Consider the following 26,365-nt stretch of genomic DNA (forward strand, 5'->3'; position numbering starts at 1 on the left):
TCCGAGACTGCTTGTTATCGTTGATACATAAGTTCGATTTCTCTTTTGAAGTGTTCTTTAATGACGGGACGTTTAAGCTTGAGGGTTCTTGTCATTTCAGTTTCTGGATCGAATTGACGAGGGACAATGTAGAATGTATCTTTGGGAATCAACTCGAAGGATTTAAAACCATTTTTAGGATTGATAATTCTTGTAATTTCGTTTCGGAAGAGCTGGCGAATCTCAGGATGTTCATTCCATTTTGAATAATCATCAGGAGCATTGGGGATTTTTTCTTTTACAAGATCAAATTTGGGAACAATCAAAACTCCTAAGGTTTTTCTTTCATCTCCAACAACTAATACTTGATCTATATATTCACTTTGCAAGAGTTTATCTTCAATGGGAACGGGTTCAACATTTTCACCACCTGCTAAAACGATGGTATCCTTAGCTCTACCAGTGAAGAATAATTGACCTCTCCAGTTGATCCTCATCAAATCCCCTGTATCAAAAAAGCCATCTTCATCAAATACAACTTTATTCAAATCATCACGTTTATAATAGCCTAAGGTTACTTGCTCGCTTTTGATCCATAGAGTTCCTTTGGCACCCGGAATGTGTTTGACGTCATTTCCTTTTTCATCTTTGAGTTTGATTTGGTATCCATTGAGAACTGTTCCCACTGTTCCTGGTGTTGGCATATCAAAATCCCTCACTGAGATTACTCCAGAAGATTCTGTCATACCATAACCTTCTGTGACATTGAGTCCTATTGCAGAAAGAAAGCGATCCACTACTTCTGGTAAAGCGCTTCCACCTGATAGTGAGGAACGTAATTTACCACCCAAAGCTTTTTTGATGGGAGCAAATACCTTTAGTGAAATAAGTTTTAATGGAGAAATAAGCGTTAAAATGATTAATGCTATGGTTCTATCAAGAAGATCCTTCAAAAAAGGTTTTTTTTCAATTTGAAAATCATAGCCACCGAGTATTGATTTGTTCTTATGCCAGATTTCTCCCACTTTCAAAAAGAAGAAAAAGATGCTTTGTTTTACTTTTGATTCTTTTTTGATTTTTGAAAGGATTCCATTATACAAAGATTCCCATATTCTTGGAACAGAAGGAAATGTGGTTGGTTGAAAATCCACTAAATCTTGTCTAAGATTGTGAATGTCCGTAATCATAAAAGGTATTGGAAAGTATAAGAATGTGTATTCAACAATTTGTTCGAAAGCATGCCAGGGTGGTAAAAGGCTTAGAGCTGTATCACTTTCTCGTAATTCCAATTTTGCTAGACTATTTCTTGCCGAGGCTATCCAACCATTTTGTGTTAACATCACTCCTTTGGGAGTTCCCGTGGTTCCGCTTGTGTAGATCAATACTGACATCTCATGAGGATCTAGCTCTGAGTTAAGCCTTCTTACAAAATCAGGATCCTTTTCTAGGACTTTTTGTCCTTTTTTCATAATCGCTTCATAAACAGATTTACTATCTCCTTTCAATAAGTAATACTTATCATCTTCCAAAATAAAGATGTTTTCTTTTCGAAGTGTGGGTAGGTCTTGTAGCAAAGAAGTTAGCTTTTCATAAGTTTTATGGTTTTGTACTATCGCAAATTTGGCTTCGGAATGGTTAGTGATGTATATAATATCATCAATTGTAACATCTGTAGCTCTGGGGACGCAAACTCCACCTGCTGTAATGATACCTACATTCGTTAACATCCAATGGTTGGAGTTATCACACAAGAATAAGACTTTGTCTCCTTTTTGAAGTCCTACTTCTCGAAGACCTGAGGCTATTTCTTCTACCATTCTTCTCATTTCAGAGAAAGAATATCCATCAATAGTTCCATCTCCTCTTCTTCGAAGGAAACTTTTTCGCTCTGGATACATAGACTCAGCTCGTAAATATAGTTCATAAAATGTTCTTGGTTCACTAATCTTGTATTCTGTTATAATAGTTGAATCTTTTGTTTTAAGTTTAGTTTGTGCCATACACTCCTCCTTGAATTTTGAAATATTACATTTCAATGAAAAAAGAAAAAAGACTATTCCTATAAAAAAATAATTTCTTTCTTATGTTGATAAAAATTTTTTTTGAATTAGAATTTAGTAGTATAAAAATGTAAAAAAGAAAAATCAAATAAAATGACTATTTATAATGTTAATAGTTTGAGTCATTTTAGCGATGAATTCATGATATTATTCGTTTAGAATTTATCTAAATTTTTTTAAATTCTAAATAGTGTAAATTTTATCGATTAGAATAAAAATTTATTGATTTTTTATTGAAGTTTGATTCATTGTTATCCATGAAAAAGATCAACATAGGCATAAAAGAAGAATCACGAGAAAAAGTGGTCGAAATTCTTAAGCGTTTGTTGGCTGATACTTACTTTTTGTATTTTAAAACCCATAGTTATCACTGGAATGTAACGGGTCCGATGTTTCAGCAACTACACGATATGTTCATGCAGCAATACACGGAGCTCTGGAATACCATCGACTTAATTGCAGAAAGAATTCGATCTTTAGGGGAATATGCGCCTTACTCTTATAGTGAATTGGCAAAATTGACTACAATAAAAGAAGATGAAGGTGTCCCTAAGGCGGAGAAAATGGTTCAGAATTTAGTCGAAGATCACGAAAAGGTTATACGATACATAAGAGAAAACTTTGCCATTGTCGAAGAATCAAACGATGAAGCAACCATAGATCTTCTTACTCAAAGATTGGATGTCCACGAAAAAACAGCTTGGATGTTGAGGGTCATTTTAGAATAAAAAATTTTAGGGGATAATTTTATTTCCGTCTCTAAAGTTACGATATAGTTCAAAGGGGTAAAATTATGAAAAAGCTTTTAGTTGTTTTCACTCTCATTTTAAGTTTTACTTCTCTGGTTCCAAGTGATAAAAGAGAAATTATCGAGTTTTATGAAAAGCTTTATGATAGGTTAGAAAAGGATTTGGAAAATGGTAGTTTGCAGGAAAAGCTGAATGCTATTCACTACATGGCATCTTTGAGGAGATTCCGTTTTGTTCGACCTTTATCAAGGGAATTACTAAGGGGATTAGACGATCCCCAATACCGAAAAATGGCAACCTTTGATCCTTATGTAAAATCAGCAATTGCTCACGCTTTAGGAGAAATTGGCAGAAAAGAAGCAATACCTCCTCTTGCGAAAGCCTTAGAAATCGTAGGGAAAATTATTGAAGAAGAGCGAAAGCTTTATCAAGACAACATAGCCAAAGCTCAACAAACCCAATCCCCAGAGTTATTTTATGAAAGAAATGAAATTGCTCCTGCGATGTTGTCTGATAAGTACATATTTCCTACCTCTCCAGAAGCAGCGTGGTCAATCGCCGATGATTTCAAGAAATTCATTGCTATCAATTTGTCCGATGAATGGGTTCTGGTTCGAATGAGGGGTTATAACTATGTGAATTTGGCTTTTTTTATCATCCAAGCTATAGGAAATATCCGTTCATTCGAAGGAGTTGATCCAATTGCTCCTTTCTTAAGTCACCCCTATAAAGATTTACGTCTTTCTACTGCTTTGGCGTTGGCAAAGATTGGAAGTCCCAAAGCCATTGAAATTTTGGAGAAACGATATCAAGAGGAAACCGACGACCAAGTGAAGGCTCGTATCGCATTTGCTATTTTATTTAATGATAACACAAAAGGACAGTATTATCGTGCATTGATGCAATTTTTGAGGCATCCCGATCCTATAGTAAGGTACGATGTTGCTTCAGCTTTTCGTGAACTTTCTTTAGGTGAGTCTTATTATGAACTTTCAGATGCATTTTTGATTGAAGATAATCCTATTGTGAAAAAAGTGCTCCAACAGGCGATCAACAATGCTTATATGGACAATTTATTCCCGCCAAATCCTATCTTGGATACAGGACCAACAAGAATTTGGATCTATGGTGATCCATACGCCCCCAAAGAACCAAAATGAGAAATCCAAAAAGATCAATTTTGCTCTATCCCTTTTTTTCTTTTTCTTAGGTTATCTTTCCATTTTTGCAGAAGAAAAAGAAAAATATGTTATTCGTAATTTTGCGATTTTACGAACCAATCCGTCAACTTATGCTTTTGAAGTTTCCATTTTGAAGTTTGGGGAAAAAGTAGAAGTCATAAAAAAAACTCCAACTCCAACGAGAATCGGTAGTGTTGAAGACTATTGGTATTTTGTAAAAACCCAAAGAGGCTATTTAGGTTGGGTATTTGGAGCATTTTTGGGAAATACTTTAACTCAACAAAATATCACAGTGGATACAAAAAAAATCGAAGAAATCCTTTTAGGTGTGTGGTGGGAAGTGGATGATAAAGATCAAACGCGTTTTCGCAGTATTGAATTTTTGTTAGAAGATGATAAATCTCCAGAGCAAAAAAGCAAAAAGTTTATATATAAAAATCACGGGAAAAAACTGAAAGAAGGAAGGTTCGAAGTTCTAAATACAGGTGAAATTCAATTTCATCCTGTTTTACCTATTGGAGATGTGGCAACTCTATATGAGGTCCTCAATGATTATCGAATGGTTTTACGGAAAAACGAAAAAGAAGTATATTTCAAAAAGGCGAAAACGAACATCATAGAAGCAAACCAAAATAACTAAAATAATGATCGATAGAAATATTCAAAAGAAAATCCATTGGTTTTTGTCTGAAATTGATGATAGTTCTGATAAACCACAATCACAAAAAGAGATCACACTTTTAAAGTTTTTACAAATCTGCAAAGTAGCTCCGCGAAGAGAAATCGAAGAAACAATACAAAAAAAAGAAGTTCTTGTAAATGGAATACCCATCACGGAACTCAACTATAAAATCAAAACAAGTGATTTGGTTCTTTACAAAGGGAAAAGAGTATCTTTAAACAAAAATAATCTTTACTTGGCTATCAATAAACCAAAAGGATACTTTACAAAAAGATCAAGAGAGAAAAATATCTTTCAACTCTTACCAGAAACCTATTCTAAAAAGAAACTCTATCTTGCTGATGAATTAGATCAAAATTCAAGGGGATTGGTGGTTTTATCGACAGATGTTTTTTTCGTAAAACAAATTCGAGATGCCCGCTATAAAGTGATGAAAAAGTATTACGTACAGTTGGACAATCCTATTGTTTCTATGGATAGAAATTTACTTATGGGTAGAGGATTGAAAATCCAAAATCAAAGATATAAATTTTTATCAATTGTGAATCGAGATCCCGAGAAACACATCTACGAAATTTCACTATATACAGAGAGAGGAAACTTGCGTAAGGTTTTCGAAGAACTCTTTTATGAAGTAAAGGATCTCTACCGTTTCGCTATCGGAGAATTAAATATCGAACAAACGAAATTGCCCGAAGGTCACTATTGGGAGTTTGAACCATCCATCATTTGGAAAAATACTCCCGAAGCAAATTACTTATTCGAACTCTATCAGCGTATCTTTGATTAATGCTTTTCGTTACTATTGAATACTTAGTTTTTTTTATTGTTGTATTTTTTTTGTTCTGGAGTTTGCCTGCTCGTTTTCGTTTTTGGGTTTTGTTGGTCAGTAGTTTTTATTTTTATGGAACTTGGAGCATTCCGTTTCTGTTTCATTTGATTTTGATCGTTGCCATCAATTACTATGGAATGGAACTATGGAGGGTTTATAAACAAAAGTTTATTTTTGTTTTTATCATGATCATTGATATTCTCAACATAGCTATTTTTAAGTATTTTTATCTTCTTTTGGATGTTCTTGGTCATCTTCTTCAAATCCCAATTCTACGCCATCATCAAGTTGAAGAAATTTTTGATGTGATGGGTTTAAAAATTTTTCTACCCTTGGGTATTAGTTTTTATACCTTTCAAATCATGTCTTATTCGTATGATGTTTTTTCTGGTAGGTATGACAAAAGACATCCATTCCGAGAAGTTTTGCTTTACATATTATTTTTCCCTCAACTGATTGCAGGTCCCATCATGAGGGCAGAGGAATTACTACCTCAAATCCAAAACATAAAGAAACTTTCATTTCCCACAAAAGAAAATTTAGAAAAAGGTTTTTGGCTCATCTTGATTGGTGTAGTAAAAAAATTGCTAATTGCTGATATTCTTGCCTCTGTGATAGCTCCTTTGCATGATAATCAACAAACTTTGTCAACTGGTGATGCATGGCTATTAGTGTTTTCGAGTTTGTTAATGTTGTATGCGGATTTTTCTGCCTATTCAGACATTGCAAGAGGTTGTGGATTATTCTTGGGGATTCATATTCCCATCAACTTTCGAGCTCCTTTTTTTATGGTATCTCATTCCGATTTTTGGAGGCGCTGGCATTTGACGTTTTCCATGTGGATTAGGGATTACATTTACATTCCTCTTGGAGGAAGCAAGGTTCCAGAACTTCGTCATTATGGAAATTTAATCTTGACGTTTTTTCTTGGAGGTTTATGGCATGGTGCAAGTTATAATTTTATTTTCTGGGGAGTCTTTGTAGGCTTGAGTTTGTCTATAGAATCTTTTCTTTTTCGAAGAGGTCTTTCAGAAGTTCCAAAATCTTTGTTGTCTAAGATACTTCGTAGATTCATCACATGGTTGATCTTTTTACCCCAAACTACGTTTTTCTTTGTAAAGGATATCGATAGAGCTTTGTATGTTTTGGAAAAAATGCTGACTTTCGATTTTCAAGGAATTTCATTGAATACCGAAATCATTTTCTTTTCCACTCTTTCGGTTTTGGTATTTCAATTTTTTGAAGAATACCCAGAGAAGCTTGAGAGATTCCGAAAATATAGTTTCTTTTTGCAAATGGTGTTTTTTGTGATTGTAATTTTTCTTTTGTTGGAATTTTCCAAAACTGGACAAGACTTTTTTTACTTTCAGTTTTGATGAAGAATATCAAGAACTTACTCTTTTATCCTTTGTTGATTTTGCTTCTTTTTTTGTTCGATAAGATATTTTTGTGGGAAGTTGTGCGTGACCATTTTCTTCAACCCGGAGGAATGGTATTTTATCGACATCGAAAAGAACTACTCGAAAACCTTAAAAATCACGTCCAAAATCAACCCAAGAATTTTAAAGATCAAAAGAAACTTTTTGTTGTTTTGGGGGATTCTCGGAGTCTGGGATTAGGACAGGAAGTGGCAAATTACATCCAAAGAAAGGATTTAGACATTTGGAATTTTACTGCATTTCAAGCTGTGCCTGCTTATTATTTTTACCTTGCTAAAAAGATTTTGGAGTTTCATCATCCTGATGTTTTTTTGGTGGGAGTATCCCCTGATGCTTTTAATCGAAATACTCATATCTTTGCTAATCCAGTTTTGATCTTCGGAGTTGATGAAGACTTCATCAAAAAATATGATAACCTCATTCCCAGAAAAGATAAAGAAATTTATAAAAAAAGTAAACTATTTGCTCTCGCAGGAATACAATTCTCTATGAAGACTTTGCTTCAAAGAATCAAAGGCTCAATCTTTGGAAGCAATACCCAAGAATTATTGGAAAAATATCAAATTGAATACAATCAACTCACAGAGCAGGAGAAAAAGCTTCTACAGGTTTTATTGTTATTTGGTGAAGAAAATCTGAGTTATTATGTCTATGAAAAATCTCCTCATAGGATTTTGATGAACTATACCAAAGGAGCTCAATACGCATGGTTTGGAAAAATGTCAGACAAAGATTTACAAGAAGAAACCAAAAAATTCGAAAATCTATATTTAAAAAACTTTACAATTTCTTACGAACAATTGATTTTTCTTGAGCTCTTGTTAGATGCAGTAAAAAACAAATCCAAGGCAGTAATTTACATACCAAGAGTAAATCCGTATTTACGAAATATCTATAGCAATCATCCAGAAATTTCATTTGTGATCTCTCAAATTTCAGAGTTGTCTCAAAAATACCATACTCCTTTTTTGAATTTCAACGATCCAGCTTTATTGGAATGTGATGATTTTTATGATGCAAGCCATTTGTCGGTTAGTTGTTTTCCGGATGTTCTAAGGCAATTACTCAAAGCTTTAAGCAATTAAACCTTATTGTTTATCCCAGTATTCTCTTTTTGCTTTTACGTGTTCTGAATATGTTTTTGAGAAATGATGTCTACCTCCTTCAATTCGAACGAAAAAAAGATAATCGGTTTCCGCAGGATAAAAGGCAGCTTTTAAAGCAAAGAAACCAGGGTTAGAAATGGGAGTAGGAGGCAGTCCTTTGTATTTATAGGTGTTATAGGGGGAATCAATTTCTAAATCTTTAAGTGTGAGTTTTTTCTTTGGGTCTTTTAAGATATATTGTATAGTAGGATCAGCTTGTAGTTTCATCTTTTTTTTCAGACGATTGTAATACACACTTGCCATCAGAGATAACTCTTCCTTATGGACAGCTTCTCTTTCTATGATGGAGGCGATGATGATTTTTTCATAGAGTTCTTTCGGGGTAAGTTTTTGGTAGTCAGCAATTTCTGAGAGTTTTTTGAAAAAGAACTTTATCATGATTTCGTGGATAGTTTTAATAGGGAGCTGAGGATCAATCGTATAAGTTTCTGGGAAAAGAAAACCTTCAGTAGTAGGACCATAAATGTTGTATTTTTTTAGAATCTCCGGGTCCTTTGTTAAAGAGAGAAATTCTTCTTTTGTTTGGATGTAATTTTGTTCGAGAAAGTATTCGGCAATCTGTTCGTTGGTCCATCCTTCAATGATGGTGAACTGTATCATTTTGACTTTCCCACTAACTAAAAGATCCAAAATCTCTAATGACGTCATCAGGGTTTGGATTTCGTAAACTCCCGCTTTGATATTGGAATGAAAATAGAAAAGCTTGGCTAAAACCAAAAAGAAATCCGAGCTCCGAATGAGGTTTTCTTGTTTTAGTTTTTGCGCTACATATGATAGACTTTTCCCTCTGGGTACTGTGAACAAAACTTGAGTTGCTTCTTGTTGCGGGGATGAGTTCAAAAATAAAAAAAAAACCAAGCTTAGAAATAGTATTGTTGATGTAATGAGTAAATATCGAGATTTCATGATTTTTTTTGGTATTGGTAGTCTTTTCGTAGATTTGATGGGCGTTCAATGAATTGATGTTTTAGTTCATAGATTTTTGCTTCTTTCAGAAAAGAAGAAAAAGCAGAGGCAACAGATATAATAAAACCAGGATAACCATCCAAAAAACCCCTTTTTACGAAATAGATTTCTATAAACTTCGATATGGGTTTGTAGATTGATCGAAAAACACTGAATTTTTTCTTTCGATGATAACGATTAAAAGCAACTATAGAAGAAAACTTATTGATGGTATCAATCTGATGGGAGAGATCTTTAAAACTATAATGCAAGATGTCTCCTTTGAGTTTTTTCCCTTTTCCTTGGATGACGATATAGTCATGAGGGTTTTCTCCTTCCCATTTCGCAAACCCTTTTCGAAACAAACGGTATTTCCTTTGGGGATACCAACCACTATGATAAATAAACTTTCCTAAATGGTAGGTCAGACGAGGGATTTGAAATCCCGTGTACTGGTTCATGATCTCAGGATGATTTTTCAAAAAGAGGATTTCTTTTTTGAGGGTTTCGGATACCCTTTCGTCGGCATCCAAAGATAGTATCCACTCATGGCTACAAAGTTCAATGGCTCGGTTTTTTTGTTCCACATGTCCATCGAAGGGATGTTCGTAAAATTTTACTTTATCGAAAGATAAACAAATTTCTTTCGTTCGATCTGTGCTATAGGAGTCAAGCACTACGATCTCGTCGCAGATCTCAAGTAGTGATTGTATACATTCACGAATGTTTTGCTCTTCGTTATAGGTGATGATGGCAGCACTAATAGAAACCATAAGTTATGTGTCTTCTTTGATGTCTGGTGTTTCATCCAAAGTAGAATGAAGGTGCTCAATCGCCTTTTTGTGGGTTAACACCAAATACAAGGACCAAAAAAACAAAATCGTAACAAAAGAAACCGAAAAAATCATGATGATCCAACCACCAATCGTCATAGTCATACTCCTTGACTTTGTTTATTCCAATTCCGGTTTGCTTGAGCAATGAGTAAAATAAAAAACAAAGATAACAACACCACGAAGGAAAAAGTAATTCTTGCCGTTGGATTTTGGACAAGGGTCTCAACATATAGTGGAAGTTTTTGGTATAACCAACTGATGAAGATAATCAGTAAATATGCAGGAGAAATATACTTTATCACAAAAACAAAAAGCCTTGGGATTTTCATGATGGAACCTACTTGTGCTTCTTGATAGACTTTTTCAGCTCCGTAAATCCACCCACCAATCAAGATTTGGATGGTTGCTAAAAGAAAAATCCCCAATGTGCCAATCCAGAAGTCCATATTGTCCAAAGCAATTAGGTCCTTCGAAAAAAACATCACAAACAAAGTTCCCATCAACGTAACAAAAGAAAGTAGACTAATGCTTGCTCTACGTCCGACATTTAATCCTTCTTCGAAAAATGCGATGGCAGGTTGTAGCATTGAAATTGAACTTGTCAACGCAGCGATAAAAAGTAGAAAAAACCACAAGAAACCAAAAAGTCCTCCCAAAGGCATCTTTTCGAAAACGTTCGGAAGTGTAATAAACCCCAATTGAAAGACGCTATCAGTTATTCCTTCTTGTCCTAAAAAAATGAAAGCAGCTGGAATAGTAATCAAACCACCTAAGGCGACCTCAGCGAAGGAATTTCCGGCAGCAGAGGTTGTTCCAGAAAGAATCACATCGTCATCTTTTTTGAGATAACTTGCATAAGTAATTATCACGCCAAATCCTACGGAAAGAGAAAAGAAAATTTGACCAGCAGCAGCAAGCCACATGTCGGCATTCAACAAAGACTCAAAAAACGATTTTTCTGATGTATCCGGATTCCACATAAAACCCAAACCATTTATGACATTTCTTTCAGGGTGCTCGGGGTTTGGTGTTCCCAACGTCAAAACACGAATTAAAATCACGAAAGAGATTACGAACAACAAGGGAATGCCAATTTTACTGACCACTTCAATCCCTTTTACCAAACCACGATAGATTATCCACATGTTCAAGAGATAACAAAATAAAACAAAAAAAAGAACCGGAGTTTGTCGGGTATCAAACAAAATCCCGTCTTGATTGATTCCGGTAGAACGAACAAAGAATTCTTTATAAACATTGGGGTCGTTATTGAACAAAGGAAAACTTCCCACAAGATACAAAAAAGCATAATATAAACTCCAAGCTTCGATGATGATATAATACATAAAAATTCCTACTGGTACCAAAAGTCCTAAAAAACCTAAATAAGGAGATAACGGATTTTTCCATAAAATACGAAATATCCCTGGAGTTGAATGAAATCCTTTTTGTCCCCCTGTTCTTCCGATGGTCCATTCCATCCATGCTATGGGAATTCCTAAAAAGATCAGAGCAAAGAAATAAGGAATCATAAAGGTTCCACCTTCGTATTTTGCAGCAAGCCCGGGGAAGCGAATGAAATTACCTAACCCAATCGCACTTCCCATCACAGCAAGAACAACGCCAATCAAGGACCCCCAATTTTCTCTTTGGGATTTCATATTTTCTCTTTCCTCCTTTTTTATTGCATTGAAATCCTGATAAGAAAATCAGATGTCAAATAATTTTCCTTTGAGGAAGAAAAAACGTTATTTAACAGGAAAGTGTTCGTTTTTACACTTGGTTGTGTCAATGTATTTGTAAAAGTTTATCGTCATGGATTCTAAAGCAGTTTTGTTTTGGAAGGTTTGTATTTTGAGTTGCTTGGGGTATTTTGTTTCGTAAAATTTATCAACAAAGTTCACTATTGCATAGTAAGAGTCTTGTGGTTTTTGGTAGATAACTTTTTCGAGGCGGAGGGGATCTTCATTTCGAAAGTAAAAAGTGATTACGTCTCCATTTTGTGTATATTGAACAATCCATTGTTGGTTTTCGAATTTCCAGTCTTGGGTTTGGAAAAGTTCGGTAGGGAGCTTCCCAAAAAGTATGTCCTGAAACAACGCAAAAGGGATTTGGATTTGGTTATTTACTACGCTACCCAAAGAAACGTCTTTAAGAGGGAGTTTTAGAACTCCTTCTTTATTCGGATGGGATAAATAAGCTATTTTGTCAATCACTGTGATCCAACTGATGGTTAAACCCAAAGTCGGTTCAATCAAGATAACTCGAATGCGTTGGTTTACGTTATCGGCTCTGACCGAACCTTCAGCATTTTGTTGACCATACTGGGGGATATTCAAGTTCGTTCGAAAAGATAACAAAAAACAATTGGGAGGTTGATAGAATTCCTTGAGCTTTTGTTTGTATTCTTCTAAGTAGGTTTCTGTGGTTTTGTTTTCCTCAGCATTAGCATGAAAAAAAGTAATCAAGATAAAAAACAAAAAAAGCAAAATTGTTGGCTTCATGATTATGGATTTGAGGATTTGGATTTTTTAGCTTGCATTTTTTGTAATTTTCTTTTTTCTTTTAGTTTTCGTATCCTTTTTCGATGTTTTCTTTTGACATTTCTTGTTTTGGAATTTGCCATGTGTCAAAGTTTATTAAATTCTTTGTGTTTTCTACATTTTTTTGTATTGATGAAAAATAATTTTTTGGGGAATACGAAATATGCTTTATATCTTATGGAAACAAATCCTAAAGTATAAAAACTTGTTTTTGCTTTTTGGATTGTTTTGGTTGATTGTTGGTTTTTTTATTTATTACTATCGTTATCAATGGGTATCGTTTCTATACCGCCTTACGACAAACCCGCAACCATTTCAAAAACAAAATCCAGAAAAAGCTTATCATGATTTTTTTCTACCAGCTGTAGAAATTTTAGAGAAACATCAAGTCAACCTCAAGGTCATGAAGGAAATTTGTCCTCAAGAAATCCAATCAACCATTTTGATTGATGATAGTTATCGCTGGGATTTTATCAAAAAGTATAATTTATTTTCTTTTGAAAAAAACTTCATAACGGTGCAACCCACCAGTTATTGGCAGGAAAAACAACAATACGTAAATCAAGCCATTTTACTTCTCAAAGAAGCAATCAAGTACGCTTACATAATCCCAGAAAACATAACGAAAGACCAAAAGAGAATTCTACTTCCTTTACTTTTACAAGAATGCTTTGATGCATTATGCCTTCCTCAAGAAGGAAAGCCTTATTGGTATCAATACATCCTTTACTGGGAAAGTCGCTATTATAACGAAATGAAAAAACAAAATCCTCAAGCTTGGGGATTCCCCTTTGATTTGGATTTGAATTTACTGGAAGTTCTACGAGATGAACCGAATTATAAATTCGCATTAGTAAATTATGTGAATAGATATGTCCCGCATGAAGCCATATTGAAATGTCCCAGTGATGATCCTATATGCAATGCTATCTACTTAGAAGAATATCTTCACTTTTTTGATAAGTTAATTTTTGTTTCTGAACCTTCGGAGTTGGGAACTTACTTTCTCAGTCAAGCAAGACTATACGTCATAAAAGGGAATCAAACTCAACAAAAAGAATACTGGCAATTGGCTTTAGATCGATACAAAGGAGCAAGTGAGTTTTCTAATACTCAAATTGATGCCTATTTGGAAATGGTCTATGTTTTATTAAATCTCGGGCGAATTGAAGAAGCTCTCCAAAAAACAGAAGAATTTCTTTCCATCAAACCTTCATCTATCTTACAAGAGGACTTTTACAGAAAGGTTTTATATCTCTTATTTTTACAATTGAATCGGTATGAAGAAGCGAGTTGTATTCAAAATCCCCTATATGAAACTCCCTTTTGTAAGAGCCTTCGTAAGAAATATGGACTTCATGATGACAATGAGACTTCATAAAATCAGTTGAATTTGTTTTGATAAAAAAAAAACTGGATACATGGCAAAAGAAAAACCCAAGCGAAAAAAGATCAACAAGATGACCTTAGAAGAAATCGAAGAAGCCATAAAAAAAACCTTAGAGCACATGAAGAATCTCAATAGCAAATACGCACAGCACTTGCTTCAACGTAAAAATGAACTCTTAACTCAAAAGAAGAATTAATTTATCCTTGACTATCGAAATAAAATCCTTTGGGTTCTTTGTCCAGCTCAGTAATAAAGTGTCTTGTAAAGGGAATGGCTAAGTAAATTAGCCTTTTGATTTCTTTTGGTTTTATCAAGGATTTTTGCAGTTCTTCTAAGGAAACCCTTTTTTCTTCGTTTTGTTCTTTGTTTTTTTCTTGGAAGTGCTTGAGGGGATCATTTTGAGGAATTTTTTCTTGATTTTTTAGAATCACATCATGCGGGTCGTGAGGATTAGGATAAGCTCGATGAATATCATTAGGAAAACTTATACCCGCCATCATAAAGATTATCGAAAAAAAGCTTTCTTACTTTAAAAGTTGGGAAAACAAAATTTTTTCTCTATGTCAACAAAAATTTGGTTGTGATTCAGTTTTTGACGTTGAATTAAAGCATTACCATTCCTGTGGATCACAATAATAATGAACAATGATTTTACATTGATTTGGGAAAATGGGTATGATTTCTTGGATTTTTGCTTCATCAAGGCATTTACGCCAAAGGGAATAATAATTGTTTTTTAGTTGATCATACCAGAGCCTTTGGGATTCGATGTATTTCTCTGTTATCCCGAGCCATTTACTGTGAGCGTGGATTTGTGCTTCTTTGACACATTGATTGAGCCGGTGTTCGTAAGGTTCTTTTTGTGAATTTGGGATTCGCCCATACCCAATGATTTGAATAAAATCTTTTCCATAAAAAAAATCATGATGATTAGGAGGTAGGGGACTTTTCGGGGATTGTATTTGACAACTCCAAAAAATGAAAAAAATAAAGAGAAGATGAAGCTTTGGTATCTTTTGGGAGTTTTGGTTATTGGGAACATTTATCCTAAAACTTTTCCTGAACATCTTGCGATCTTCCCTTTTTATGTCCAAAACTCATCAGATAAAATTCTTTCTCCTATGGAATTACCAGTGCTTTTGCAGGATGCAACCATATTCTTAGCAAGACTTCAGTTTCAATATACTTTTCTTTCGTCGGAAAAACTAAATTTGGATTATCCTCAATATCAAGAAGGTTTGACGGAGCTACAGGCTCGTGTGCAGCTTTTAGAGATTTGTGGAAAAAATGAGTTTTCGTATTTTCACGTGGGGGAAGCATATTTTTTAACTTCTGAGAGTGTGCAATTATATCAAGTCATTTTTTCTTGTAAAACCATGCAAAAGCTATATCAAATCAAAACCCAAACAAAGATCGACAAACTCCAATCTACTTTAGCAAACAACCTGAAAAAAATCCTTCCTTTCTTGGTGGAAAATCCTCAATACCAACGATGGTTGTCGAAATTTCAAAAACAAAATCAAATATTTGTTCTTTTAGATAGTTCTGGTTCCATGAGTTCTTTACTTCCCATCCTTCGTTCTTCCCTAAATCCAGAACTCCATCATCTTTATGTTGTTTATAAAAATCAAAATCTAAAGCTAATAAAAGATTTTAGTGAATACATTCCCTCAGAAAGTTTGCATACAGAAGATTTAGTTTTTTCTCTTCGACAAATCCAAAGAGAATTGATACCTTATCAGTCGGAACTCTGGATCTTTTTTGATTCTTTACAAACAGATCGATATTTTCGAGAATTGGGGTTTCTTTTAAAAACAATCACTACGAAAGGGATCAGAGTAAAAATTTTTCAGACCTATAAACTGCCCTTAGAGGTGTGGAGTGAACTAGAAAATTTTCGAAACATAGAAAATGTAGAATTCGTCCCTGTGGTTTATGGAAGGGTTTGTGGGTATGAGAACGGCTTTCGTAGTTTTTTCGTTCGCTATGGGAAAATCTTATCACTTTGTGAAGAAGAATATCAAGTTGAGTATCTAAAAAGTATTTATAACATAAAAGAATGTCCCAGATTGGAAATGTATCTTTACACACCATCTGAGTTAGATTTGGATTGGGTATGTTCGGCTTATGAGAAGAAAAACAAAACCAAGTTGGTATATGCAAGCAGCGTGGTTTCTGATTTGGAAAGACAAATTCACAAAGCTTCCCAACAACTTCGTTCAAATCAAACATACTATAAGGTTTTACTAAAAGATGAAACTAAAGCTTTCTGGATCCGCCTTTCGAATCGACAAATCCTAAACTCTCTTTTGGAATACAAAAATAAAAACCAGAACTTTTATATAGGGTTGTCTTTTTATAAACGAGATTTTGTAGAGAATGTCCCAGATAAAATTTTGATTTTAGACTCAAAAGAAGTGCCTAGATTGTTTTTACGAAGTTTTTTAGAAATGGAAAAAAAGAAATACCTTTCCTCAGATGATATTTATTTTTTCTTTGTGCAAGTATTGGACGTTCGCTATGAATAAAAAAAAAGCCCTAAAAAAGAAAAATGTCAAACAAGCCATTGAAAAACCAAATGTATTATCCCTTCCTTTATCGAATATTCAAAATGAAGCTCTGCCTGTATTAGCAGCTGGACTTGCTCATGAAGTCAAAAATCCGTTGTCAGCAATCCATCTTCATTTACAACTTTTAGAAAATCAAATCCAATTAGTAGAAAATCCTTCCTTGCGGGAAGCAATGCTAAAACGAGTAGAAATCATCAAAAAAGAAATCTTAAGTCTAAACCGCTTATTGCAGGAATTTATAAAAATCATTCGAGCAGAGAAGAGAAATTTTACACTTTTAGAATTGAATGAACTCATACCTTCCATCGTTTCTTTGTTGAAGCCACAGGCTGACAAAGTTCAAGCTTCTATTTATTTTTATCCCGGAAGACTACCAGCTCATTTTGAGATTGATCCCTTATTCGTAAAGCAAATCTTGATTAACCTCATCATCAATTCCATTCAAGCATTTTACACGGATAAAGACGCCACAAAAAAACGAAAAATTGAAATTTCCACTGGGATAGAAAATGAACTTCCATATATTAGGGTAGCAGACAACGGTCCGGGAATTCCGTCGTCTATACAGGGTCGTATTTTTGAGCCATTCTTCACAACAAAACAAGATGGTAGTGGTTTGGGTTTAGCTTTAGTCAAAAAAATGGTGGAAGAGATGGGTGGTGAAATTGATTTTGTTTCCAAGGAAGGAGAAGGAACGGTATTTACGATTTATTTTTATGGAAATTCTATGAAAAATATTGGTCAGAAATTTCCTTATGAAAAAGAAGCTCAAAAAAACCCTACTACTCATTGAAGATAATGAAACCTACCGAGAAGGAATAAAGGAATTTTTACAATCGAAAGGCTTCAAGATTTTAGAGTCGGCAAAAAAATCCGAATCCGTGAATTTGATAGAAAATTTGAACGCTGAAATAGACTTGATTTTGAGTGATTTGAAACTCCCCGATGGGAATGGATTAGAAATCCTCAAGTTCGTTCAAAGCAAAAATTTTGATATTCCTGTAATTTTTATCACAGGACAACCTGATGTGGAAAGCGCAGTTGAGGCTTTAAAATCAGGGGCATGGGATTATTTGGTCAAACCTGTGGAGTTGGAACATCTCTATCACAAAATCCAATCCTGCTTGGATACAAAACTACTCAAGATTGAAAATTTAGAACTCAAGAAGAAACTATCAGAAATCAACGAAAACGAAAGTTTTTTTATAGGAGTCTCCGCCAATATACAAAAGGTTTATGAAAAAGCCAAACAAATCGCACCAACGGAAATCACGGTTCTCATTGAAGGAGAATCAGGAACAGGAAAAGAAGTCTTGGCAAATTTTATCTATAAACATTCACAAAGAAAGAATAAGCCCTTTGTGAAGATCAATTGTGGTGCTATTGTAAAATCCCTTTTGGAGGCAGAGTTATTTGGAGTAGTGAAGGGTGCATATACTGGAGCTGACAAGGATCGACCGGGTATTTTTGAGTCCGCTAATGGGGGAACCATCTTCTTGGATGAAATTGGGGAGTTGGATATGGAAAGCCAAGTTCGTTTACTCCGGGTCATGGAGGATAAAACTGTTTATCGTGTTGGTTCTACGACTCCTATTCAAGTGGATGTGCGAATCATTGCGGCAACCAACAAAAACCTATTAGAAGAAGTTGAAAAAAAGCAGTTTCGTGAGGACCTCTATTATCGTTTAGCTGTTGCGAAATTGATACTACCTCCTTTGCGAGAGCGAAAGGAAGATATCCCCTTACTTTTTAATCATTTCGTTGTTGAGTTTAATGAAAAATATGGAAAAAGCATTACCAAGCTGTCCCAAGATGTTTTGAAGTTCTTTCAGAATTATGATTGGCCTGGAAACATTCGACAATTTCGAAATGTTTTAGAGTCAATGGTCGTTCTCGCAAAAGATGATACTCTAACAATTGAGGATCTTCCAGAAGAGCTTTTGGAACTTCCTTCTCCTGCTTCAAAAAAGAGATTATTAGACACAATCATTCCTGGAATTTCATTAGAAGAATATGAAAAAGCAATCATTCAAAAAAACCTAGAGTTTGTCAATGGAAACCGAGAAAAAGCCGCAGAACTCCTGGGAATTTCTCAGCGAACTTTGTATCGAAAGATAATTGAATATTCTCTTTATAAATGAAACTCCAAAAATGCCAAGGGATAATCCTCAAAAAATCTGTCTTTCAAGAGGCGGATGTTCATTTGGAAGTTTTATGTAAGGAGCTCTATGACCAAAAGTATACGAGAAAAAAATTTGTAGTTCATGGAATTTTAAAATCCAAACGAAGAAACCCCATCGTAGTTGAATTGGGAAACCTTGTCCAAATCGATTATTACGAAAAGGACATAAATGAAACACAAAACGTAAAAGAAATTCAACTGATCGAGCGTTTTTGGGAGTTCAAATCTCAATATCAAAATTTTGAGCTCTTAGGAAAAATACTAGAAATCACTTATTACGCTTCTATGTCAGATCAAAGAGAACTAAAAGAAATATATGTTTTGTTGCTGAAGGGTTTAGAGTTTTTACAATCTTACGTCCTCAAAGAAAAAGAAGATGTAAAAAAAATCATTGAAGAATTATCCTTGGATTTTTCGAGCATATTTTTACTTTTTTTTTCGGTTCGTGTTCTGATGTTCATGGGGTACGTGGGAGATCTGGTGCATTGTTCTTTTTGTCATGATCCTTTGGATGGGCTAGCAAAGTGGCAGGAAAAACTCTACTTCTATTGCAGAAAATGTGATGCAACTGCTAATGTGATTGATTATTATTATTCTTTCTTCCTACAACAAATCAAACAAAAAAAGTTTAGTAATTTTATAAAATTTTTAAAACAACTTCACATTCAAAAAAGCATAGATAGAATAGATGAACTACTATGGGAACTTCAAAAGCGGATTGAAATACATCTTAAAGAAATCATACCCATGAAGCGATCACTTTTTATTTAAAGAATGATTTTTCTTTCTGGAAGTCCTCTATCACTTGTTCGTATAGGACTTCGAGTTTTCTTGCTGATTCGTAAATATCATGCTTTCTTGCGATTTCGATGCTGTTTTGGGAGAATTTTTTGAATTTCTCGGGGTTTTTTAGGATTTCTATTGTTTTTTCAGCGATCTGTTTGTGGTTTCCGGGTTCAACGGTATAGCCGTTGATGTCGTTTTGTATGAGCTCTGGTAAGGCGAAGGAATTTACTCCAACGCAAGGAAGTCCACTTGCCATTGCTTCTAAAACTACTAAACCCTGAGTTTCCATTGTTGAAGCAGTCAGAAAAATATCAAACTTAGGATAGATTTTTGTGAGTTCTTTTCGATCCACAAAGCCATGAAAGAAAACGGAATCTTGAATATTTAAATACCGAGCTTCTATTTTTAAAGATCGCAAGGCTGGTCCATCTCCATAAATGTCTAATGTAACACCGGGGATATGCTTTTTGATTTCATAGAAGGCTTTGAGGATAACATCACAATTTTTTTCATAGGAGATTCTTCCCACATGAATAAGTTTTGGGGGTTGATTAAGTTGTTCTTTGGGTACTCCTTGAAACATTTGGAAATCAATCCCATTGGAAATCACTTCGATGGTCTTTTTCACACCTTTTTCAACCAATTCACGACGTATGAGTTCTGTGGGGGTGATGATAACTTCACAATTTTCATAAAAGTTATTTGCGTATTTCCATAGAAGAGCTTTTTTGAAGCTAGATGTGACTTTTTTTTCGATTTTCTCCAAGTTTTTTTTGATTCTTCTTCCCAAAAGAATGTAATCTGCCAATTTATCGATATTTAAAAGTCTATACAAAGAAATATACATTTCTTGTTCAGAAATCAAAGTGTGATAAGTTCCTACCATTGGGATTTGGTAAAACCTCGATATGAATAAACCGTATTGACCCATCAAACCGGGAGTCTGTAAGTGGATGAGTTCAGCTCTAAATTCTTTTGCTACGTATCGTAGTTTTTTTTGTGAGGGCAAAACTATTTTGACTTCTGGATACGATGGTAAGGGGGCACTTTTGAATCTGAGGATTTCGATATTCGGATGAAGTTCATGTTGTAAAATTTCGTCATCAGAATATTTAGGAGCACATATCAAAAAATGATGTCCTTTCGCAGCTAAAATGTTTGTAAACTGATAAATCGATATGGCAACTCCATCAATTTTGGGAAGGAACGTATCTGTAAAAATGGCAATCCTCATATTACATTATTACCATATTACATACTATACATGCTATACATGGCAATAAAACGCTCTAATTCTCTTTTAAGAGGTTGTATATAAAAAAACTCTGAAATCAACTTTAAAGTCAAATACAAAATAAGATTAATCATGATAGATAAGAATGAAAACAATAGGATTTTCGAAGCTCCCACGTTCCAATGTTTTTCTTCACGTCTAAATATCCATTTAAACGCATTTTTGATTAACTTCAATCGTATTAATTCCATCAAAATCAAAATCAAAGCAGTAGGAATAGTAAACTTCATCAAGATGGGAAAAAACGAAAAGAAAACGAGAATCAAGGCAATGAAAAGAAAAAAATAAAAGTAAAACCACTTCAGTAGTTTCATAAATTTTGTGTTACTTTCCCACGAAACTCAATGGGGATGTTGAATTTACTGATATCCACATCTGCAAATTGGAATTCCAAGTTTCCCTTCAATAAATAGGAACTCTTGGGATTCTTTAGGAATTTTGTTATTGTTTCCGGATCGGGTAATTCCATCGTAAGATCAATCATTTGCTTTGTATCAAAAGTGGTTTGAATAGGTTGGAATTTTATGATTTCTTGATCTGCTAAGGTGAAAGCAATGTTATTAGCTTGGAGAAAAAACTTACTACCTCCTTGATTTTGAATGTTTAGTTTTGCTATGAGTTTCATTTTTGGAATTCCAATTGGGAAACCATCCATCCTTACCCTTTCGATTTGTAGTTCGATGTCTTCTAATTCTACTTTGGGGACAAAAGAAGGAATGGTTTTCTCTATTGTAAATGGAACATAGATTTGCTTTGGTAGACCTGGAACGTTTAAATGAAGCATGGTTCCACCATCAAGACTCAAAGTCAATTTCGGTTGGTTGAGAAAGGTTTGGATGGTTTTGTATAAATCTTGATATCGGATTTCTACAAATAAAGGCAGGTTTACTGAGGATTTAGCTGCCACTTTGAATTTTCCTGATTCTATTTTGCTTAGGAATTGTTGATTGATTTTCACATCAAAGTTGAGTTTGGTTTCAGGTAATCCAAATCGGTAGTGATTAATAAAGTCAGTATCTACTTTGATCACGAATTTTTGTAGACTCGCATCATAAAGAGAAACATCTCGTATTTTAAATTCAGGCTCTTTGGGCATAAAGAGTTTTTGTATCAGAAGGCATGAAGAAAAAAACAAAAATAAAAATAGAATCCAAAGTCGATATACTTTCATTTTCCCTCCTTAAATTTGGAGTTTTGAGATTGTTTTTTTAAAAAAAATTGTGTCAAGAACAAACAAAAAAGCTCAAGGTATATACAATACAAAAAATTGATTGTTATTTAAGTATAACTCAAAAGAGTATTCATAATGAATATAACGAAAACGAATCTTTTGAGAATTATATCTATTATTGCAGTATTAATCATCCATGCGACTCATACAGCTCAAAAACACTATTCTGAACATTTACAAATTTTTAGTTGGGATTTTTTCTATGTGTTGATCAATCAGATTGCGAGATTTTGTGTTCCTGTGTTTGTTATTCTGTCAGGATATGGTTTGTATGCAAGGTATGGTGATAGTTCTATTTCTTTCTCTATAAAGGAGTTTTATAAACGAAGAACTATAAGAATTGTTTTACCATTTCTTTTTTGGACATTAGTGATTCTTTTATGGCAAAGTAAAAATGGCTTTCACGACTTTCTAAGTAAACTTATATATTACCTCACCATTACGGGGATAGACTATCATTTTTATTTTTTTATTATCATTATTCAGATGTATATATTGTTTCCCTTACTAAGAAAGGTTCACAGCCACTGGTTGCTTATTCTTCTGCTCGTGTTTCAATTATCTACGTATTCTCCCTCGTATGATATATATCGAATGCTTGGATTTTCTTATCCTATTTTTCCATCGACTTTTTTTGGTTCTTGGTTGTTTTATTTTTATTTGGGTATCTACTTGAGGCAAAATCAAGATAAAATCATTAAAACTATAGATTTTAAAAAAAAGATCATTTTGATTATTTTTGCCATCATCTCGTTTTCCTGGATCATTGGTGAATATATCCAAAAATCAGAATCCAAAATAGAATTTTTTCACTTCGATCATTTCCATCGCTATTCAGTCCTTATCTATTCCGTGAGTGTGTTTCTTCTGTTTTATTCAGCACAAATTGATTCATGGCTTCATAAATACAAAGCTCCTATTGATTTACTGGCTTCTCTGTCTTTTGGCGTGTATATTTTTCATACGTGGATACTTAGGATTTTAGATGTTTATATTTATGAATTTGTATTAATAAAAACGATTTTGTTGATTGTGTTTAGTTTTTCGTTTATGTATATCGTCATGAAACTTTTTGATCATTTAGAAAAGAACATGACTTCATATTTTACATCAAAAACTATAGACTTTTTTAAATCCATCATGGGTCTATAAAATTTAATTCTTTAAAGTATTAAATTATAAATTTTTTTCAAACCAAGATTTAATATTATTGACTATGAAAATAGACAAAATATTTCTTATTTAAGAGAAAGCAATCTATGAATTGAGATTCGATTTCAGTTTAAAGACTGGAGGACAAGGTGGTAAAAAAGATAAATAATGAACAAGCTAGATTGCCTCTGAAAAGTGATTGCTTAAGGAAGCTTGTGTTTTTTTTCGTTATTTATCAACCTCTCAACCTTTTCCTAAGGGCCCTTAGCTCAGTCGGTCAGAGCAGGAGACTCATAATCTCTTGGTCCCAGGTTCGAGTCCTGGAGGGCCCATTTTATGCTTGAAAATTCAATTTTTTTAAAAAATATGCATCATAGGAGTATAAGCTATGTCAACAAAACCATTAGACTATGATAATCAAATAGTGCGTTGGTGGGTGATATCAGGGATTGTTTGGGGTATAGCTGCGATGCTGGTTGGGGTCATTATTGCTTTTCAAATGGTTTATCCCAACTTGAATTTTCCCCCATATTTGACCTTTGGAAGATTAAGACCAGTCCATACGAACGGGATCATTTTTGGTTTCACTCTCAGTATCATCACAGCAAGTATGTATTATGCTTTCCCAAGATTGTTGAAAACAGAGATTTTCTCTAAAACATTATCAAGAATTCACTTCTGGTTGTATCAACTTACGATTGTGCTAGCAGTGGTAACTCTTCTGGGTGGTATCACGCAAAGTAAAGAGTATCATGAATTAGAATGGCCTATTGACCTTTTAATAGTTGTTTGGTGGGTGATCTTTGCCATCAATATATTTGGAACTATCTGGAAAAGACAAGAAAAGAGATTGTATGTAGCCATCTGGTTCTTCTCTTCCATGCTTATTGGGGTGGCAATGCTTTATATAGTGAACGGTTTAGTAATGCCAGTTTCTTTTTGGAAGTCATATTCCATTTATGCTGGAATTACAGATGCAAACATCCAATGGTGGTATGGACACAATGCAGTAGCATTCGTTTTGACCTATCCAATCTTGGGAATGATGTATTTCTATTTGCCAAAACACACCAGGTTACCCATTTTTAGCCACAGAGTTTCAATTGTTCACTTCTGGGGTTTGATCTTCGTTTATATGTGGGCTGGACCTCACCATTTGTTGTATTCTGCAGTACCTAACTGGTTGCAAACTTTAGGAATGTTGTTTAGCTTAATGTTAATTGCTCCTTCATGGGGTGGTATGTTGAATGGTTTCATGACCTTAACACAAGCTAAGGAAAAACTCAGGACAGATGCAACCTTAAAATTCATGTTGGTCGCAATTACGTTCTATGGAATGTCAACATTCGAAGGTCCAATGATGTCTATTCGAAGTGTGAACGTAATTGCCCATAACACAGACTGGGTAATAGGACACGTTCACAGTGGTGGCTTAGGATGGGTTGCCGGAATGTGTTTTGCAGCGATTTACTACTTGGTTCCTCGATTGTGGAATACAAAGCTATATAGTGAAAAATTAGCAGAATTACATTTCTGGGTAGCAACCATAGGTATATTACTATATATAGTTTCCATGTGGGTATCTGGTGTAACAGAAGGTTTAATGTGGCGAGCTGTAGATGAAACAGGAGCCCTCATGTATCCCAACTGGGTTGAAATTGTCCAACAATTGGCACCATATAGACTCATTCGTGCTATTGGTGGAACATTGTTCTTGAGTGGTGTGTTAATTATGGTTTACAATGTTGCAATGACCATTAAAAATGCTGGTGCTGGTTTCGAATACGTAGATCTACGAGAAGGAGTAAAAGTAGCTTAATTTTTTCCAAACAATTGTGGGTGGTTGGGGTGGGAATTTTGATTATAAAAAAGGAGGTTATATATGGCACATCATGAGCATGAAGAAAAAAACTTGCAATGGTATGAAAAGTTAAGTCATAAAGTAGAAGATAAAATGGTATTGTTGGTTTGGATTTTCGTTTTTGCCCTAATAGGTGGCTTGGTTGAAATTCCTCCATTCTTCTTAATGGGAGAAGTAAAAGGACCTGTCAATATCACGCCTTACAATGCATTAGAATTAGCAGGTAGAAATGTCTATCAAGAAGAAGGTTGTTTTTACTGCCACACTCAGATGATTCGACCCTTTAAGTGGGAAACCGATCGGTGGGATCGAAACCGAGAATACGGACCTGAACCCTATTCTAAAGCTTACGAATACGTATACGAACGACCTTTCTTGTGGGGTTCGAAAAGAACTGGTCCAGATCTGTGGCATGAATATAGTTTAAACAATAACCCCGAATGGCACAAAGCACATCTGATTAATCCTCAAGAAACATCTCCTGGTTCAGTGATGCCACAATATCCACATTTATTTGAAACGCCTGTTAACATAGAAGAAACAGTGGCAAGTATGAAAGCTCTAAAAGCCCTTGGTGTACCATACACAGATGAGGAAATTCAAAAAGCTCCTGAGATGCTACAGGGAAAAACGAAAGGAGATGCTTTAGTTGCATATCTCTTGAAGTTAGGAAGAGATACAATACAAAAATAATCATATGGAAAACATCGATTGGGTCGGAATTTACAAAGGTTTAAGGCTCCCAATTTTGGGGGTCTTATTCTTGGTGATTGTCTGGTATATTTTTCGTCCTTCAAAGAAAAAAGACTTTGAGGATGTCAAATATACTGCTATTGATGATGATTAACATTATCGCTATAATACTTTAAATTAAAAGGAGGTTTTTATGTTCAACGAATATCGAGACGATGATTATGAAGTCACTGATAAAACAGGTTGGTTACCTGTTTGGTGGATGATGATTTTGTATGGAACCGTGGCATTTTCGATTGTCTATATTATATACATGCACGGAATTGCAGGATGGTCTCAAGAACAACAATATGAAGAGGAAGTAGCATTGTACAAAAAGCTCCATCCTGAAGTTGTAGCTCAACTCAATGATGATGGTTCTAACCCATTAAGAGGTGACTCAAAAGCAATAGCAGAAGGTGAGAAAATTTATCAACAATACTGTGCAGCATGTCACAAACCTGATCTATCTGGCATTGTGGGACCTAATCTAAAAGATAATCAATGGCTTCATGCTGAGAATGGCGTAATGACAGACAAAATTGTGTATAATTTGATTATGGAAGGAATTTCAGAAAATCAAATCAAACAAAACCCACCAAAAGGTCCTATGCCTGCCCATAAAAATAGCTTAGGTTCTGCAAAAATCCTACAAGTGATGGCTTTTTTAGCAGCTCAAAACCCATCATTACAACCTAAATAAAAAAATTTTACAATATCGAGGCAATTATATAGCCTCGATTTTTTTTTGTTTT

28 protein-coding genes and 1 tRNA gene are annotated in these 26,365 nt (G+C 34.4%); 18 read left to right on the top strand and 11 right to left on the bottom strand.

Annotated features, from left to right (window positions below):
* Positions 1 to 14: 14 nt before the first annotated feature.
* Positions 15 to 1,979, bottom strand: coding sequence for a long-chain fatty acid--CoA ligase (locus NZ853_09695; protein MCS7205961.1), 1,965 nt, complete (start codon positions 1,977 to 1,979; stop codon positions 15 to 17).
* Between the two features lie 317 nt (positions 1,980 to 2,296).
* Here NZ853_09695 and NZ853_09700 point away from each other — a divergent pair, with 317 nt between their 5' ends.
* From NZ853_09700 to NZ853_09725, 6 genes are all read left to right on the top strand, one after another.
* Positions 2,297 to 2,767, top strand: coding sequence for a DNA starvation/stationary phase protection protein (locus tag NZ853_09700; GenBank protein MCS7205962.1), 471 nt, complete (start codon positions 2,297 to 2,299; stop codon positions 2,765 to 2,767).
* Between the two features lie 65 nt (positions 2,768 to 2,832).
* Positions 2,833 to 3,948 (top strand): HEAT repeat domain-containing protein, encoded by a 1,116-nt coding sequence (locus tag NZ853_09705; GenBank protein MCS7205963.1) that lies wholly within the window; start codon positions 2,833 to 2,835, stop codon positions 3,946 to 3,948.
* Positions 3,914 to 4,609 carry an SH3 domain-containing protein gene (locus tag NZ853_09710; GenBank protein ID MCS7205964.1) on the top strand — a complete coding sequence of 232 codons (696 nt, stop codon included), beginning with the start codon at positions 3,914 to 3,916 and terminating at the stop codon, positions 4,607 to 4,609. The genes NZ853_09705 and NZ853_09710 overlap by 35 nt, the downstream gene beginning before the upstream one ends.
* A gap of 4 nt (positions 4,610 to 4,613) precedes the next feature.
* Positions 4,614 to 5,441 carry a pseudouridine synthase gene (locus NZ853_09715; GenBank protein MCS7205965.1) on the top strand — a complete coding sequence of 276 codons (828 nt, stop codon included), beginning with the start codon at positions 4,614 to 4,616 and terminating at the stop codon, positions 5,439 to 5,441.
* Positions 5,441 to 6,859: a hypothetical protein gene (locus tag NZ853_09720; protein ID MCS7205966.1), complete on the top strand. Its 1,419-nt coding sequence runs from the start codon at positions 5,441 to 5,443 to the stop codon at positions 6,857 to 6,859. Before NZ853_09715 ends, NZ853_09720 begins: the two co-directional genes overlap by 1 nt.
* Positions 6,859 to 8,007 carry a DUF1574 domain-containing protein gene (locus NZ853_09725; protein MCS7205967.1) on the top strand — a complete coding sequence of 383 codons (1,149 nt, stop codon included), beginning with the start codon at positions 6,859 to 6,861 and terminating at the stop codon, positions 8,005 to 8,007. The genes NZ853_09720 and NZ853_09725 overlap by 1 nt, the downstream gene beginning before the upstream one ends.
* A 3-nt stretch (positions 8,008 to 8,010) precedes the next feature.
* Here the strand turns inward: NZ853_09725 and mltG are convergent, their stop codons facing one another.
* From mltG to NZ853_09750, 5 genes are all read right to left on the bottom strand, one after another.
* Positions 8,011 to 8,994 carry an endolytic transglycosylase MltG gene (gene mltG / locus NZ853_09730; protein ID MCS7205968.1) on the bottom strand — a complete coding sequence of 328 codons (984 nt, stop codon included), beginning with the start codon at positions 8,992 to 8,994 and terminating at the stop codon, positions 8,011 to 8,013.
* On the bottom strand, positions 8,991 to 9,806 hold the full coding sequence (locus NZ853_09735) for a glycosyltransferase family 2 protein (GenBank protein ID MCS7205969.1): 816 nt from the start codon (positions 9,804 to 9,806) through the stop codon (positions 8,991 to 8,993). The genes mltG and NZ853_09735 overlap by 4 nt, the downstream gene beginning before the upstream one ends.
* A 3-nt stretch (positions 9,807 to 9,809) precedes the next feature.
* Complete coding sequence (locus NZ853_09740) at positions 9,810 to 9,965, bottom strand: hypothetical protein (GenBank protein MCS7205970.1); 156 nt, start codon at positions 9,963 to 9,965, stop codon at positions 9,810 to 9,812.
* Positions 9,966 to 9,967: 2 nt separating this feature from the next.
* Positions 9,968 to 11,530, bottom strand: a complete 1,563-nt coding sequence (locus NZ853_09745) for a sodium-dependent transporter (GenBank protein MCS7205971.1) — start codon at positions 11,528 to 11,530, stop codon at positions 9,968 to 9,970.
* An 87-nt stretch (positions 11,531 to 11,617) separates the two neighbouring features.
* The gene (locus NZ853_09750; protein MCS7205972.1) at positions 11,618 to 12,373 is read right to left on the bottom strand and encodes a hypothetical protein; all 756 of its coding nucleotides are present in this window, start codon (positions 12,371 to 12,373) and stop codon (positions 11,618 to 11,620) included.
* 202 nt (positions 12,374 to 12,575) lie between these two features.
* Here NZ853_09750 and NZ853_09755 point away from each other — a divergent pair, with 202 nt between their 5' ends.
* Positions 12,576 to 13,793: a hypothetical protein gene (locus tag NZ853_09755; protein ID MCS7205973.1), complete on the top strand. Its 1,218-nt coding sequence runs from the start codon at positions 12,576 to 12,578 to the stop codon at positions 13,791 to 13,793.
* A 40-nt stretch (positions 13,794 to 13,833) separates the two neighbouring features.
* On the top strand, positions 13,834 to 13,998 hold the full coding sequence (locus NZ853_09760) for a hypothetical protein (protein ID MCS7205974.1): 165 nt from the start codon (positions 13,834 to 13,836) through the stop codon (positions 13,996 to 13,998).
* Position 13,999: 1 nt separating this feature from the next.
* Here NZ853_09760 and NZ853_09765 read toward each other — a convergent pair whose 3' ends face one another.
* Both NZ853_09765 and NZ853_09770 read right to left on the bottom strand, forming a co-directional pair.
* Complete coding sequence (locus NZ853_09765) at positions 14,000 to 14,302, bottom strand: hypothetical protein (protein ID MCS7205975.1); 303 nt, start codon at positions 14,300 to 14,302, stop codon at positions 14,000 to 14,002.
* 111 nt (positions 14,303 to 14,413) lie between these two features.
* Positions 14,414 to 14,869: a hypothetical protein gene (locus NZ853_09770; protein MCS7205976.1), complete on the bottom strand. Its 456-nt coding sequence runs from the start codon at positions 14,867 to 14,869 to the stop codon at positions 14,414 to 14,416.
* A gap of 54 nt (positions 14,870 to 14,923) precedes the next feature.
* On the opposite strand from NZ853_09770, the gene NZ853_09775 reads away from it, so the two are divergent.
* The 4 genes from NZ853_09775 to NZ853_09790 are packed head-to-tail and all read left to right on the top strand — an operon-like array spanning position 14,924 to position 19,325.
* Positions 14,924 to 16,330 carry a hypothetical protein gene (locus NZ853_09775; protein ID MCS7205977.1) on the top strand — a complete coding sequence of 469 codons (1,407 nt, stop codon included), beginning with the start codon at positions 14,924 to 14,926 and terminating at the stop codon, positions 16,328 to 16,330.
* A complete protein-coding gene (locus NZ853_09780; GenBank protein MCS7205978.1) occupies positions 16,323 to 17,165 on the top strand; it encodes an ATP-binding protein in 843 nt (280 codons plus the stop codon). The genes NZ853_09775 and NZ853_09780 overlap by 8 nt, the downstream gene beginning before the upstream one ends.
* Positions 17,128 to 18,513 (top strand): sigma-54 dependent transcriptional regulator, encoded by a 1,386-nt coding sequence (locus NZ853_09785; protein ID MCS7205979.1) that lies wholly within the window; start codon positions 17,128 to 17,130, stop codon positions 18,511 to 18,513. The genes NZ853_09780 and NZ853_09785 overlap by 38 nt, the downstream gene beginning before the upstream one ends.
* The gene (locus tag NZ853_09790) at positions 18,510 to 19,325 is read left to right on the top strand and encodes a recombination protein O N-terminal domain-containing protein (GenBank protein MCS7205980.1); all 816 of its coding nucleotides are present in this window, start codon (positions 18,510 to 18,512) and stop codon (positions 19,323 to 19,325) included. The genes NZ853_09785 and NZ853_09790 overlap by 4 nt, the downstream gene beginning before the upstream one ends.
* On the opposite strand, the gene NZ853_09795 is transcribed toward NZ853_09790, so the two are convergent.
* Genes NZ853_09795 through NZ853_09805 form a run of 3 tightly spaced genes read right to left on the bottom strand, consistent with a single transcriptional unit; the run spans position 19,318 to position 21,805 of the window.
* The gene (locus NZ853_09795; GenBank protein MCS7205981.1) at positions 19,318 to 20,574 is read right to left on the bottom strand and encodes a glycosyltransferase; all 1,257 of its coding nucleotides are present in this window, start codon (positions 20,572 to 20,574) and stop codon (positions 19,318 to 19,320) included. The genes NZ853_09790 and NZ853_09795 overlap by 8 nt on opposite strands.
* Positions 20,575 to 20,591: 17 nt before the next feature.
* Positions 20,592 to 20,948: a hypothetical protein gene (locus NZ853_09800; protein ID MCS7205982.1), complete on the bottom strand. Its 357-nt coding sequence runs from the start codon at positions 20,946 to 20,948 to the stop codon at positions 20,592 to 20,594.
* A complete protein-coding gene (locus NZ853_09805; GenBank protein ID MCS7205983.1) occupies positions 20,945 to 21,805 on the bottom strand; it encodes an LEA type 2 family protein in 861 nt (286 codons plus the stop codon). The genes NZ853_09800 and NZ853_09805 overlap by 4 nt, the downstream gene beginning before the upstream one ends.
* 135 nt (positions 21,806 to 21,940) lie before the next feature.
* Here NZ853_09805 and NZ853_09810 point away from each other — a divergent pair, with 135 nt between their 5' ends.
* From NZ853_09810 to NZ853_09835, 6 genes are all read left to right on the top strand, one after another.
* On the top strand, positions 21,941 to 23,017 hold the full coding sequence (locus tag NZ853_09810) for an acyltransferase (protein MCS7205984.1): 1,077 nt from the start codon (positions 21,941 to 21,943) through the stop codon (positions 23,015 to 23,017).
* Positions 23,018 to 23,275: 258 nt separating this feature from the next.
* A tRNA-Ile gene (locus tag NZ853_09815) sits at positions 23,276 to 23,349 on the top strand.
* A gap of 56 nt (positions 23,350 to 23,405) precedes the next feature.
* Positions 23,406 to 24,836 (top strand): cytochrome-c oxidase, cbb3-type subunit I, encoded by a 1,431-nt coding sequence (ccoN, locus tag NZ853_09820; protein MCS7205985.1) that lies wholly within the window; start codon positions 23,406 to 23,408, stop codon positions 24,834 to 24,836.
* 63 nt (positions 24,837 to 24,899) lie between these two features.
* The gene (locus tag NZ853_09825; GenBank protein ID MCS7205986.1) at positions 24,900 to 25,571 is read left to right on the top strand and encodes a cbb3-type cytochrome c oxidase subunit II; all 672 of its coding nucleotides are present in this window, start codon (positions 24,900 to 24,902) and stop codon (positions 25,569 to 25,571) included.
* Positions 25,572 to 25,575: 4 nt separating this feature from the next.
* Entirely contained in the window at positions 25,576 to 25,725 is a 150-nt protein-coding gene (locus tag NZ853_09830) for a cbb3-type cytochrome c oxidase subunit 3 (GenBank protein ID MCS7205987.1), read from the top strand.
* A gap of 39 nt (positions 25,726 to 25,764) precedes the next feature.
* Complete coding sequence (locus NZ853_09835; protein MCS7205988.1) at positions 25,765 to 26,313, top strand: c-type cytochrome; 549 nt, start codon at positions 25,765 to 25,767, stop codon at positions 26,311 to 26,313.
* The last annotated feature ends 52 nt before the right edge of the window (positions 26,314 to 26,365 follow it).

This window comes from Leptospiraceae bacterium (assembly GCA_025059995.1).
GTDB lineage: Bacteria > Spirochaetota > Leptospiria > Leptospirales > Leptonemataceae > SKYB61.

Bases quoted from the DNA above. Each gene is read 5' to 3' on its own strand.
- NZ853_09755 (MCS7205973.1), top strand. From the start codon at position 12,576: ATGCTTTATATCTTATGGAAACAAATCCTAAAGTATAAAAACTTGTTT.
- NZ853_09775 (MCS7205977.1), top strand. From the start codon at position 14,924: ATGGAATTACCAGTGCTTTTGCAGGATGCAACCATATTCTTAGCAAGA.
- NZ853_09750 (MCS7205972.1), bottom strand. From the start codon at position 12,373: ATGAAGCCAACAATTTTGCTTTTTTTGTTTTTTATCTTGATTACTTTT.
- NZ853_09700 (MCS7205962.1), top strand. From the start codon at position 2,297: ATGAAAAAGATCAACATAGGCATAAAAGAAGAATCACGAGAAAAAGTG.
- NZ853_09745 (MCS7205971.1), bottom strand. From the start codon at position 11,530: ATGAAATCCCAAAGAGAAAATTGGGGGTCCTTGATTGGCGTTGTTCTT.
- NZ853_09725 (MCS7205967.1), top strand. From the start codon at position 6,859: ATGAAGAATATCAAGAACTTACTCTTTTATCCTTTGTTGATTTTGCTT.
- NZ853_09810 (MCS7205984.1), top strand. From the start codon at position 21,941: ATGAATATAACGAAAACGAATCTTTTGAGAATTATATCTATTATTGCA.
- NZ853_09800 (MCS7205982.1), bottom strand. From the start codon at position 20,948: ATGAAACTACTGAAGTGGTTTTACTTTTATTTTTTTCTTTTCATTGCC.
- NZ853_09760 (MCS7205974.1), top strand. From the start codon at position 13,834: ATGGCAAAAGAAAAACCCAAGCGAAAAAAGATCAACAAGATGACCTTA.
- NZ853_09735 (MCS7205969.1), bottom strand. From the start codon at position 9,806: ATGGTTTCTATTAGTGCTGCCATCATCACCTATAACGAAGAGCAAAAC.
- NZ853_09790 (MCS7205980.1), top strand. From the start codon at position 18,510: ATGAAACTCCAAAAATGCCAAGGGATAATCCTCAAAAAATCTGTCTTT.
- NZ853_09715 (MCS7205965.1), top strand. From the start codon at position 4,614: ATGATCGATAGAAATATTCAAAAGAAAATCCATTGGTTTTTGTCTGAA.
- NZ853_09830 (MCS7205987.1), top strand. From the start codon at position 25,576: ATGGAAAACATCGATTGGGTCGGAATTTACAAAGGTTTAAGGCTCCCA.
- NZ853_09710 (MCS7205964.1), top strand. From the start codon at position 3,914: ATGGTGATCCATACGCCCCCAAAGAACCAAAATGAGAAATCCAAAAAG.
- NZ853_09720 (MCS7205966.1), top strand. From the start codon at position 5,441: ATGCTTTTCGTTACTATTGAATACTTAGTTTTTTTTATTGTTGTATTT.
- NZ853_09795 (MCS7205981.1), bottom strand. From the start codon at position 20,574: ATGAGGATTGCCATTTTTACAGATACGTTCCTTCCCAAAATTGATGGA.
- NZ853_09835 (MCS7205988.1), top strand. From the start codon at position 25,765: ATGTTCAACGAATATCGAGACGATGATTATGAAGTCACTGATAAAACA.
- NZ853_09780 (MCS7205978.1), top strand. From the start codon at position 16,323: ATGAATAAAAAAAAAGCCCTAAAAAAGAAAAATGTCAAACAAGCCATT.
- mltG (MCS7205968.1), bottom strand. From the start codon at position 8,994: ATGAAATCTCGATATTTACTCATTACATCAACAATACTATTTCTAAGC.
- NZ853_09765 (MCS7205975.1), bottom strand. From the start codon at position 14,302: ATGATGGCGGGTATAAGTTTTCCTAATGATATTCATCGAGCTTATCCT.
- ccoN (MCS7205985.1), top strand. From the start codon at position 23,406: ATGTCAACAAAACCATTAGACTATGATAATCAAATAGTGCGTTGGTGG.
- NZ853_09705 (MCS7205963.1), top strand. From the start codon at position 2,833: ATGAAAAAGCTTTTAGTTGTTTTCACTCTCATTTTAAGTTTTACTTCT.
- NZ853_09695 (MCS7205961.1), bottom strand. From the start codon at position 1,979: ATGGCACAAACTAAACTTAAAACAAAAGATTCAACTATTATAACAGAA.
- NZ853_09785 (MCS7205979.1), top strand. From the start codon at position 17,128: ATGAAAAAGAAGCTCAAAAAAACCCTACTACTCATTGAAGATAATGAA.
- NZ853_09805 (MCS7205983.1), bottom strand. From the start codon at position 21,805: ATGAAAGTATATCGACTTTGGATTCTATTTTTATTTTTGTTTTTTTCT.
- NZ853_09770 (MCS7205976.1), bottom strand. From the start codon at position 14,869: ATGTTCAGGAAAAGTTTTAGGATAAATGTTCCCAATAACCAAAACTCC.
- NZ853_09740 (MCS7205970.1), bottom strand. From the start codon at position 9,965: ATGACGATTGGTGGTTGGATCATCATGATTTTTTCGGTTTCTTTTGTT.
- NZ853_09825 (MCS7205986.1), top strand. From the start codon at position 24,900: ATGGCACATCATGAGCATGAAGAAAAAAACTTGCAATGGTATGAAAAG.